Below are 10,243 nucleotides of genomic sequence, written 5' to 3' on the forward strand. Positions count from 1 at the left end.
GGTGAACCAGTCGTTCCAGTAGGCGACCATGCTGAACACCACCATAACGGCCATGATGGGCTTGGAAAGGGGAATGATAATGTCCCAGAAAACCCGCAGCTTGGAGGCACCGTCGATTTCGGCGGCTTCCTTCAGCTCTTTGGGGATGCTGGTTTCGAAGAAGTTGCGGGCAATGATCATGTTGGATACCGCCACGCCGCCGGGCAGGAACATGGCCCAGATGGTGTTGATCAGGCCGGTATCCTTGACGATCAGGTAGGTGGGGATCAAACCGCCGCCAAAGTACATGGTAATGACAAAGAAGATGTTGAAAAACTTGCGTCCCGGCAAATCGGGGTTGGACAGGGGGTAGGCGGTGATGTAGATCATCACCACCGAGAAGATCGTGCCTACCACGGTGTACTTGATGCTGTTCCAGTAGCCCAGCAGGATGCTGTCGTCAGAGAAGACGGCGGCATAGCCTTTCAGGCTGAACTGGCTGGGCAGCAGGAAGGTCTTGCCGGCATAAACATCGTACGGGTCGGAGAAGGACGCCACCAGAATGTAGTACAGCGGGTAGGCGACCAGCAGCAGGATGACGACGCTCAGGGCGACCAGCACTACATCGCTGGCGCGGTCGGAAAGGCCGCCAGGCCTTTTACCCAGAGTTTTGGCGTTTGCAGACATGGGGACCCCTCCTTTATACAAACTGTACGTCGCTTGCCTTCTTGGCAATGCGGCTGACGATGATCAACAATATGATGTTGACGGCCGTGTTGAACAATCCGATGGCTGTGGAGTAACTGTACTCGGCGTGCTGGATACCTTGTTCGTACACATAGACGGCAATGATATCGCTGGTGGCTTTGTTCAGGTCGGTCTGCAGCAGGAAGACCTTTTCAAAGCCGATGTTCATCAGGTTGGAAGCACTCAGGATCAATTGCAGCACTGCCATGGGGACCAGGGCGGGCAGGTCGATGTGCAGAATGCGCTGGAATACCGACGCGCCGTCCACCTTGGCGGCTTCGTAAAGGGCGGTGTCCACGCTGGAAAGGGTGGCCAGGTAGATGATGGTGCCCCAGCCGGCTTCCTGCCAGATGCCGCTGGCTACATAGATGGTGCGGAAGAGGGTGCTCTGGTTGAGGAAGTCAATGCTGGTACCGAAGATCAGGTTGATCAGGCCGCCGGACGGGCTGAGGAAGATGCGCAGCATGCCGCAGATGATCATGGTGGAGATGAAGTGGGGCGCGTAGAGCACCGTCTGCACCACCCGCTTCAGTTTGCGGAACCGCAGCTGGTTCAGTGCCAGTGCCAGAATGATGGGCACCGGGAAACTCCACAGCAGGCTGTACAGGCTCAGCAGCACGGTGTTTTTGATCATGCGCCCGCAGTTGGGGGAGGAGAAGAACTCCTCGAACCATTCCAGACCCACCCATTCGCTGCCGGTGATGCCCCGGCTGGCCTTAAAATCACGGAAGGCGATCTGGATGCCGTACATGGGGCCGTACTTATAAACGATGGTGATGATCACCGGAATCAGCAGCAGCAGGTAAAGCTGCCAGTTCTCGGCAATGCGCTGCTTCAGCGGTTTGCGGTGTACCACGGCGGCACCAGCGGCCGGTTGGGCTTGCGGCGCAGCGCGCAACTTGTTCATAATGATTCCTCCTTCTTGTGAACGGGTTCGTGAATCGTTTCATGCATCCTGTGAAACCAAAATGCCACCGATGGGCACAAAAGTCAATGGGAAACAAACAAAAATGCAACAGATTCAGGCGGTTTTGTCGCTCTGCACAACCAAAATGCTTGTTTGTTGTGCATTTTGCATGGGACGAGCGGCATGAAAGCTGGTGAAATAATAAATGATATTTCATGAAAATGCTTTACAATGCCCGTGAAACGGTGTATAATGATTGCAATAAAAGAACACCAACAGTGAGGTGAATTGCTTTGAAAGGAGAAAAACAGACCGCTACCATGAGCGATGTGGCCCGGGAGGCTGGTGTCGCCCTGGGGACGGTGTCCAAGGTGGTCAACGGGCTGCCGGTGGGGGAAGCCTACCGCTTAAAAGTAGAAGCTGCCATCAAAAAACTGAACTATCAGGTGAATCCCACTGCCAAGGCCCTGAAAAGCAACCGCACCAGTACCATTGCGCTGATCATTCCCAACACCATCACCCCGTTTTTTGCGGTGTTGACCCATTACATCAATATGGCACTGGAAAAACGCGGTTACAAAATGATGCTCTGTTTTACCGAGTATGACCGTGACCGGGAACAGGAGTTTGTCAGCATGGTGGTGCACAACCGGGTGGACGGCATCATTGCCCTGACCTACAATCCCAAGTTGGAAATCCCGGCGGGCATCCCCTTTGTGACCATTGACCGCTTTTTCAGTGTGGCGGTGCCCTGTGTGGCGTCGGATAACTTTGGCGGCGGCCAGCTGGCGGCACAAAAACTGGCGGAACTGGGCTGCCGCCATGTGGCCTGCATGCGAATCGGGTCATCCCTGACCAACGAACCCAGCAAGCGCAAGGATGGTTTTATCAGCGGCTGTATGGAGGCCGGGCTGCGGTTTGAAATGTGCAACCTGCCCGACGGTTCGCCGCTGTCGGCCTTTGAAGTGTTTTTGCGTCACAACCTGCTGGAAACCGATGACCCGTTGGATGGGTTGTTCTGCGGCACCGATCTGATGGCCTGGCAGGCGGAACGGATGGTGCGCGACCTGGGGTTGCGCGTGCCGGAGGATGTGCAGATCATCGGGTTTGACGGTATCCGGATGTTTGGGGACAAGGATTATATCTGTTCCACCATTGTGCAGCCGGTGCCCGATCTGGCCGAAACGGCGGTCAATATGGTCCTGTCCAAGGACTTTACCGGTCTGCCGCCGCTGGTCTGCCTGCCGGTGCGGTATCAACCCGGCGGCACAACCAAGGATTCGCAGCAATAAGGAAGGAGCCTTGTCATGAATCTTTTTCGCCCTTATTCGGCGGGGGAGCCCCAGCGGGACGCCCGCGGACGGCTGGTAGGCATTGACCGGTATCAGGATGTTCTGGGCCGCAACTGGAAACGGTTTGTGGGCACCGGTCTTTTGACGATTCTGGGCTTTGCCCCGCTGGGACTGGGCACGGCCTATGCGGTGCTCAGCAGCAGCGTGCTGGTGCAGCTGGCGGCCTGTGTGCTGGGCGGCGCCGTGGCGGGGCCGTTCCTGGCCTGCCTGTACGACGGGCTGCTGCGCGCACTGCGGGACGCACCGGGCAGCTGGCGGGAGAATACCCGCCGTGCTCTGCGGCAAAATGTCCGGGGGGCAATATGGCCCGGGATTCTGACGGGGCTGTTTTTGGGGGCGGCCAGTTTTGCGGGTGTCATGCTGTTTTTCTGGCGCAGTGTGTTCCCGGGGCTGGGCACGATTCTGGTGTATCTGGTCAGCTGGCTGCTGTTCTTTGTGCTGGCTACCCTCTATTGGCCGCAGCTGGTTTTGTTCGAGATGCCCAACCGGCAGCGTTTGCGCAATATGCTGCTGTTTATGTTGCGGTATCCGCTGCCGGTATTGGGGGCGGCAGCGCTGCAGCTGGTGTTCTGGCTGCTGATGGTGCTGTTCGCACCCTGGACTTTGCTGCTTTTACCCCTGGTGGGGGCCTGGTTCCCCTTGTTTGCAGCCCTGTTTGTGTTGTATAATAAACTGAATGAGGCGTTCGGGCTGGAAGCGCGCATTGCGCAGGCTTTCCCCGAGCAAACCCCGCAGTATGACGATTGATTCCGGGAGGTTATGAGAATGAAAGACGTTGTTGCACTCGGCGAGTTGCTGATCGACTTTGCCCCCGTTTCCACCGACGAAGCCGGCTACCCCACGCTGAAGGCGCAGCCGGGCGGCGCGCCGGGCAATTTCCTGGCAGCGCTGCAGGAGTACGGCTGCTCCACTGCGCTGGTGGGCAAGGTGGGTGACGATACCTTTGGTCACCTGCTGGTAAGTACTTTGCAGGACCGCGGCATCGAGACCCGCGGCATTGTGGTGGACCCGGCGGTATTTACCACGCTGGCTTTTGTAACGCTGGATGCTACCGGCAACCGTTCCTTCAGCTTTGCGCGCAAGCCCGGTGCCGATACCTGCCTGCGCACCGAAGAGATGGACCTCTCGCTGCTGGATGAGTGCAAGGTGTTCCATTTTGGCACCCTGAGCCTGACCAATGAACCGGCCCGTGCCGCCACCCAGGCGGCGGTGGCGTACGCCAAGGCCCACGGCAAACTCATCAGTCTGGACCCCAACCTGCGCAAACCCCTGTGGCCCAACGATGAAGCGGCCAAGGAACAGATCGAATGGAGCCTGCACCAGGCCGACATCGTCAAGATCAGCGATGAAGAGATCGAGTTCCTGTGGGGCCTCTCCCCGGAGGAGGGCGCCCAGAAGCTGCTGCGCGAATACGGCGTACGGCTGGTTTACGCCACCCTGGGCCCCAAGGGCTGCCACTTTGCCAATGCCCAGGGCTGCGGCGAGGTGTCCTCGCCCACGGGCATCCATGTAGTGGACACCACCGGCGCCGGGGATATCTTCGGCGGCAGCGCCATGAGCCAGTTCCTGCGCCTGAACAAAGCGCCCGAAGAACTGACGGTGGAAGAGATGCGTGCGGTGACCCGGTTTGCCTGCTGCGCTGCCAGCCTGTCTACCCAGACCCACGGCGGTATTGTCAGCGTGGTGCCGGAAGCGGACGTGTGCAAGATCGTCTGAGAAAGAAAATAAGAAAGAGACGCTTTCCGCGGAAAGCGTCTCTTTTTTTGGTCAATCTTCTTTTTGCATACCGCAGAATTCCATGGGGCGCAGCGGCTGCACCGTAAGGGGCAGACCTTCCGCAACCAGCGGTACCTGCGGTTCATCGGGGTAGAACCGGGTGGAGAACACGGTTTCACCGTCGTTGAGGTAGATCTCCAGAGAGGAACGATCCACCAGAATGTCCAGCCGCAGGGGAGCGTTGCCCACTCTGGCGCGGCGGATCGTGCGGCCACCGCCCAGGGAATCCCGGGTGAAGCGCAGGCTGACCAGCCCGCTGCCGGTGTCCCGCTCCAGGTGCAGCCCACCGGCCAGCGTCAGGGAGAAATCTCCCTCGGCTACGCCCTGTAAACGGCAGGGCAGGGGCAGAGCGGCGGTGCCGTTCCGGATGATAGAAGGGGAACCGTCGGCCAGGGCGTCCAGTTCCCGGGCGGGCCGCTGGCGAAGGCCGTGAGTGCCTGCCGTGACCTCCCGGGGGACGGTCAGGCAGTGCTGCCAGCCCAGTGCCTCGGTGGGGTTATGGTAGTCGGCGTCGGGCATGCCCATCCAGCCGATGAGCAGACGTCGGCCGTCGGGGGCCTCAAAAGTCTGGGGCGCGTAAAAATCAAAGCCCATATCCCATTCGGTAAAGGGACCGGGGGTGCCGCTCTCGATGCCGCCGGGCAGTTCAAAGTAGCCGCTCTGGTAGATGTTCTGGTTCTCGGTCTCGCCGTGGGGCAGCCCCTGGGGCGAGATGCTCAGCCAGGTGCGGCCTTCCAGGGGGAAGCAGTCCGGGCATTCCCACATGTAGCCAAAGGCGGGTTGAGGTTCCAGCACACGGGCCAGCCGCCAGGCAAGGCCGTCGTCGCTGTGGTAGAGCAGTACCCGTCCCGCATCGGCCAGGCTGCGGGCACCCAGCACCATCTTCCAGATGCCGTCCTCCCGCCAGACCTTGGGGTCCCGAACGTGCAGGGAACAGTCGGCAGGGTAATCGGCGCTGGTGAGCAGCACCTGCTTGGGGGAAATGTGAATCCCGTCGGGGGTTTCCACCAGAATGGTGTTGGCTTCCCGCCCGGTGCGGATGTAGTCGTAAGGGCCGGTATGTTTTACGTTCCCGGTGTAGTACAGCCGGACCGTATCACCACAGGGCACTGCACAGCCGGAGTAGGCACCGCTTTTGTCCTGCGGGGTATCGGGGTGCAAAGGCGCGCCGGTAAAGGTCCAGTGCAGCAGGTCGGGGCTTTGGTAATGGCCCCAGTGTTTGGGCCCGGAACCGTTGGCGTGGGTGGGGCAGTACTGGAAGAACACGTGATACAGACCGCCGAAATAGCACAGCCCGTTGGGATCGTTCAGCCAGCCGCGGGGCGGTTCCAGATGCAATGTTTGGCGCCAATCAGGCATGAGCTTCCTCCTTCTGGTCGCGGTAGATCACAACCGTTACCAGGAAAGCCACCACAAAGGCGACTGCAATGCTGATCAGGTACTGGGGCAGGTTGTGGGTGGTGATAAGGATGCCGAACACACCCGTGATGCCGTACGCCGTGGAGGAAACATGCAGCCAGCCGGCAACCAGGGAACCGATGCAGCTGCCCGCAATACCGGCCACAAAGGGCTTGAAGAAGCGCAGGTTCACGCCGAAGATGGCAGGTTCGGTAATGCCCAGGAACGCGCTGAGCGAGGCGGGCAGCGCCATGTTCTTGAGCTTGGCGTCCCGGGTGCGCAGGGCAAAGGCCAGTGCTGCGGCGCCCTGGGCCACGTTGGCGCAGCTGGCAATGGGCATCCAGGTATCAAAACCGGTGGAGCTGAGCATACCGGCTTCCAGAGCATTATACATGTGGTGCACACCGGCTACCACGGTGGGGGCGTAGATGGCACCGCACAGGGCGGAACCAAGGCCGAAGGGGAGAGAGATCAGGGTCTGCACGGCGGCCAGAACGTAGTTTTCCACGGTGCCGAAGACAGGGCCGATGACGGTCAGGGTCAGGTAGCCGGTGACCAGTACGCTGACCAACGGAGTGACAAACAGATCGATCATCTCGGGGACGATCTTGTGCAGCCGCTTTTCCAGGGCACACATGAGCCAGACCGCGATGATGACGGGGATGACGTGGCCCTGGTATCCTACCAGTTTGACGTCATACAGGCCGAACCAGACCGAGGCCGTGGGGATGCTTTCTGCCGAAGCCACGTTCCAGGCGTTGACCAGATCGGTGTGGATCATGATCATGCCGATGACCGCACCCAGGTAGATGTTGCCGCCAAATACCTTGGCAGCGCTGGTGCCGATGAGGATGGGCAAAAATACAAATGCCGCATTGCTGAACAGGTGGATGATGGTGTAGGTGCCGTTTTCCGTCAGACCGGGGAAAACATTGGCGAAACCTTCCAGCAGACCCATGAGCAGGCCGCTGGCCACAATGGCGGGGATGATGGGCACAAACACATCGCCCAGCGTCTTGATGGCCCGCTTGTACCAGGGCGCCTTGGCGGCGGCTGCCTGTTTGACTTCCTCCTTGCTGGCGGCGGCAATGCCCGCAGCGGCCACAAACTCGTCGTAGACTTTGTTCACCGCACCGGTGCCGATGATGATCTGCAGCTGACCGGATGCCTCAAAGGCACCCTTGACGCCGTCGATGTTTTCTACCGTCTTTTTGTCGCAGCGGGCGTTGTCCGCAATGACCAGCCGCAACCGGGTAGCGCAGTGTGCCGCGCTGACGATGTTTTCCTTTCCGCCCACGGCATCCAGGATGGCAAGTGCAGTCTTTTTGTAATCCATAGTCCGATACTCCTTTCCGAACTGTATCGGTTCGAGTGGAACCGATTTCATATCCTGCAATGCTATTGTAGCACGATTACAGCAGAATCGTCCATTGGCAGAGAATCCGAACTTGCCCGTTTCATCTCGTTGGTTTCATATGGTTTCACATGGCGGGAGCGGTTTCTCCTCCCGTGGAGGCCCGTTCCATTACTTCATAACCCAGCTGCAGGCAGCGCACCCCGGCCCCCTGGCGGTGCATCAGACGCAGCAGCATCTGGGCGGCTTCCTGTCCGCTGGTTTTGTAGTGCAGGTGGGCGCTGGTCAGGGGCACGGCGGTGACCCGCCCCAGGGCGGAATCTCCGATACCCGCCACCAGCACATCCTGCCCCACGGCAAGCCCGGCTTCCCGGCAGGCCTGCATGACGCCGATGGCAATGGCATCGGTAGCACAGAAAATCCCATCCGGGCGGCGCTTTTCCAGCAGCTGACGGGCAATGCGATACCCCGATTCCATGGTGAAATCGCTCAGCAGCATGTCCTCGGCACGGGGCGGCAGTCCGGCGGCTTTCAGGGCGGCCAGGTATCCCTCATGCCGGGCATATCCGGCCGCCCGGTCCTGGGCGGTAACGCCGATATACAGGGGACGGCTGCTGCCCCGGCGGATCAGCAATTCGGTCATGGCCTGGGCGGCGCCCCGGTCATCGTGGTAAACGCAGTTGTACCCGTCGTACTGCTGGGCTACAATGACCACCGGCATGTGCATGCTTCTCAGCACGCTTTTGTGGGCCGGGGTAAAGATGCTGCCCAGAAAGATCACCCCATCCACCCCGCTGGTACGGAAGGTGTCCAGGTATTCCACCTCTTTGTCCGGGTCGTTGGCGGTGTTGGCCAGCAGCAGCTGGTAACCCTCCCCGGCCAGACTCAGGGTGATGCCGTCCACCACACGGGCGGTGCTCTCGCTGCTCAGCCGGGGCATCACCACACCGATCTGCCGGGTGCGCCGTACCCGCAGCGTCCGGGCCTGCTCACTGGGGGCGTAGCCGGTCCGGGCCACTACCTCGGCAATGGCAGCCTTTTTTTCGGCGCTCAGGTAACCATTGTTAAAATAGCGGCTTACCGCTGTTTTGGATACCCCCGCCAGCTTGGCGATCTCGGTAATATTCATGGGCTGTGCCTCCTTGTGGAATCGGTTTCATATATCCAGTATAGCAAACGGGCCCCCTGGCTGCAAGAACGGCGGCAACGGCGGAATTTCCCCCTTTACAGTGGTGGGGAAATCTGCCATAATGAAGAAAAATCCACGGGACAGGAGGGACTCCCTAATGAAAAAACTTTTTGTGATTGCCGACCGTTACCTGCAGGAATCCGACTGGCGGACCATTGCGCTGCTCAAATGCTGCCTGCTGGCCCTGGGCCTGGTGGTGGGGGCGCTGCTTCCTGCCCGGTACAAAAAGACCGCGGTGGCGGTGGGGCTGCCGGTATTTCTGGTTACCTATCTGCCGCTGATGGCAAAATTGATCCATGTGGCGGCAGAGCAGGAAGCAAAAGTCCGGGTGGACCCGCCCTTTGTGGATAATTTTGATGACCTGGACGACGATGAGGTGGCTTTTATATGACCATTTACGAAAAAATGCACAGCACCGCCCTCTATCTGCCCAATGACGAAGCCCTGGTGGAGGAGCAGACCCGCTGCCTGGACCGGCTGTACGACTTCAACCATACCCGCCCCACCGAGGGCGCCAAGCGGACGGCGATGCTGCGGGAGATGTTTGCCGAAATCGGGGAGGGGTGCTACATCGAACCGCCCCTGCATGCCAATTTCGGCGGCAAATTTGTCCACTTCGGTAAAAATGTATATGCCAATTTTAACCTGACGCTGGTGGACGACACCCATATTTATGTGGGGGACTGCACCATGTTCGGCCCCAACGTAACGGTGGCCACAGCGGGGCATCCCATTCTGCCGGAACTGCGGGCCCAGGGGTATCAGTACGATGCCCCCATCCACATTGGCCGGAACTGCTGGATCGGTGCAGGGGCGGTGATCCTGCCGGGCGTCACCATCGGCGATAACGTGGTGGTGGGGGCCGGCAGTGTGGTCACCAAAGACCTGCCGGACAATGTGGTGGCGGTGGGCAACCCCTGCCGGGTGCTGCGGCCCATCAGCGACAATGACCGGGAATACTACTTCAAACAGCATCCCATCGACCCGGCCCTGCTGCGGTAAACCAAAACAAAAGACCTGCTTTCCCGGGAAAGCAGGTCTTTTTCTATGTCGGAATGTCGGAATCAGTGGGTTTCCACCATATCCATGGCAAACAGGGCGGCACCCAGCGCACCGCACAGCTGGGCTTTTTCGCTGACTACCAGCGTAGTACCCAGCTTTTCTTCCAGGGCTTTTACCAGCCCCCGGTTCTTGGAAACACCGCCGGTCATCATATAGCGCTCCTCGCCGCCCACACGCTTGGCCAGCGCAGCGGTTTTGGAAGCGACCGCCTTATTCAGGCCGTGAACGATATCGTCGGTGGGCTTGTTCTGGGCAATGAGGGAAACCACCTCGGACTCGGCAAACACCGTGCACATGCTGGAAATGGTGATGTCTTCCTTATAGTGCAGGCCTGCCTTGCTCATCTCGTCCAGGTCCATCTCCATGGTGCGGGCCATCATTTCCAGAAAACGTCCGGTACCGGCGGCGCATTTGTCGTTCATCACAAAGTTCACCACGGCGCCGTTTTCGTCCAGCCGGATGACCTTGCTGTCCTGCCC

11 protein-coding genes are annotated in these 10,243 nt (G+C 59.5%); 5 read left to right on the forward strand and 6 right to left on the reverse strand.

All coding sequences use genetic code 11. The annotated features are described in order from the left end of the window. The coding region (locus tag H6B10_RS09530; RefSeq protein WP_204651391.1) for a carbohydrate ABC transporter permease at positions 1 to 666 on the reverse strand (666 nt) is incomplete at its 3' end. Positions 667 to 679: 13 nt separating this feature from the next. Next, positions 680 to 1,633, reverse strand: coding sequence for an ABC transporter permease (locus H6B10_RS09535; RefSeq protein ID WP_204651392.1), 954 nt, complete (start codon positions 1,631 to 1,633; stop codon positions 680 to 682). A gap of 293 nt (positions 1,634 to 1,926) precedes the next feature. Between H6B10_RS09535 and H6B10_RS09540 the strand changes: the two genes are divergently transcribed. From H6B10_RS09540 to H6B10_RS09550, 3 genes are read left to right on the forward strand one after another with little or no spacing between them, the layout of a single operon-like run. Continuing rightward, positions 1,927 to 2,925, forward strand: a complete 999-nt coding sequence (locus H6B10_RS09540) for a LacI family DNA-binding transcriptional regulator (protein ID WP_243427333.1) — start codon at positions 1,927 to 1,929, stop codon at positions 2,923 to 2,925. 15 nt (positions 2,926 to 2,940) lie between these two features. Then, positions 2,941 to 3,732, forward strand: coding sequence for a hypothetical protein (locus H6B10_RS09545; RefSeq protein ID WP_204651393.1), 792 nt, complete (start codon positions 2,941 to 2,943; stop codon positions 3,730 to 3,732). A gap of 18 nt (positions 3,733 to 3,750) precedes the next feature. Further along, a complete protein-coding gene (locus tag H6B10_RS09550; protein ID WP_204651394.1) occupies positions 3,751 to 4,701 on the forward strand; it encodes a carbohydrate kinase family protein in 951 nt (316 codons plus the stop codon). A gap of 51 nt (positions 4,702 to 4,752) precedes the next feature. On the opposite strand, the gene H6B10_RS09555 is transcribed toward H6B10_RS09550, so the two are convergent. The 3 genes from H6B10_RS09555 to H6B10_RS09565 form a co-directional block, all read right to left on the reverse strand. Next, positions 4,753 to 6,120, reverse strand: coding sequence for a glycoside hydrolase family 32 protein (locus tag H6B10_RS09555; RefSeq protein ID WP_204651395.1), 1,368 nt, complete (start codon positions 6,118 to 6,120; stop codon positions 4,753 to 4,755). Continuing rightward, positions 6,113 to 7,495, reverse strand: a complete 1,383-nt coding sequence (locus H6B10_RS09560; protein WP_204651396.1) for a PTS transporter subunit EIIC — start codon at positions 7,493 to 7,495, stop codon at positions 6,113 to 6,115. Before H6B10_RS09560 ends, H6B10_RS09555 begins: the two co-directional genes overlap by 8 nt. Positions 7,496 to 7,640: 145 nt before the next feature. Continuing rightward, a complete protein-coding gene (locus tag H6B10_RS09565) occupies positions 7,641 to 8,642 on the reverse strand; it encodes a LacI family DNA-binding transcriptional regulator (RefSeq protein ID WP_204651397.1) in 1,002 nt (333 codons plus the stop codon). Between the two features lie 157 nt (positions 8,643 to 8,799). Here H6B10_RS09565 and H6B10_RS09570 point away from each other — a divergent pair, with 157 nt between their 5' ends. Beyond that, complete coding sequence (locus tag H6B10_RS09570) at positions 8,800 to 9,093, forward strand: permease of phosphate ABC transporter (protein ID WP_243427334.1); 294 nt, start codon at positions 8,800 to 8,802, stop codon at positions 9,091 to 9,093. Beyond that, positions 9,090 to 9,704 carry a sugar O-acetyltransferase gene (locus tag H6B10_RS09575; RefSeq protein WP_204651398.1) on the forward strand — a complete coding sequence of 205 codons (615 nt, stop codon included), beginning with the start codon at positions 9,090 to 9,092 and terminating at the stop codon, positions 9,702 to 9,704. The genes H6B10_RS09570 and H6B10_RS09575 overlap by 4 nt, the downstream gene beginning before the upstream one ends. 62 nt (positions 9,705 to 9,766) lie before the next feature. On the opposite strand, the gene H6B10_RS09580 is transcribed toward H6B10_RS09575, so the two are convergent. Continuing rightward, positions 9,767 to 10,243: acyl-CoA dehydratase activase (locus H6B10_RS09580; protein ID WP_243427335.1), on the reverse strand; the 477-nt coding region annotated here is incomplete at its 5' end.

Source organism: Gemmiger formicilis (assembly GCF_016901605.1).
In the GTDB taxonomy this organism is placed as follows: Bacteria; Bacillota; Clostridia; order Oscillospirales; family Ruminococcaceae; genus Gemmiger; species Gemmiger formicilis_B.

What these genes read in the sequence shown, in the direction of transcription:
- H6B10_RS09535 (WP_204651392.1), bottom strand. Translation starts at nt 1,633, where the DNA reads ATGAACAAGTTGCGCGCTGCGCCGCAAGCCCAACCGGCCGCTGGTGCC.
- H6B10_RS09545 (WP_204651393.1), top strand. Translation starts at nt 2,941, where the DNA reads ATGAATCTTTTTCGCCCTTATTCGGCGGGGGAGCCCCAGCGGGACGCC.
- H6B10_RS09550 (WP_204651394.1), top strand. Translation starts at nt 3,751, where the DNA reads ATGAAAGACGTTGTTGCACTCGGCGAGTTGCTGATCGACTTTGCCCCC.
- H6B10_RS09555 (WP_204651395.1), bottom strand. Translation starts at nt 6,120, where the DNA reads ATGCCTGATTGGCGCCAAACATTGCATCTGGAACCGCCCCGCGGCTGG.
- H6B10_RS09560 (WP_204651396.1), bottom strand. Translation starts at nt 7,495, where the DNA reads ATGGATTACAAAAAGACTGCACTTGCCATCCTGGATGCCGTGGGCGGA.
- H6B10_RS09565 (WP_204651397.1), bottom strand. Translation starts at nt 8,642, where the DNA reads ATGAATATTACCGAGATCGCCAAGCTGGCGGGGGTATCCAAAACAGCG.
- H6B10_RS09570 (WP_243427334.1), top strand. Translation starts at nt 8,800, where the DNA reads ATGAAAAAACTTTTTGTGATTGCCGACCGTTACCTGCAGGAATCCGAC.
- H6B10_RS09575 (WP_204651398.1), top strand. Translation starts at nt 9,090, where the DNA reads ATGACCATTTACGAAAAAATGCACAGCACCGCCCTCTATCTGCCCAAT.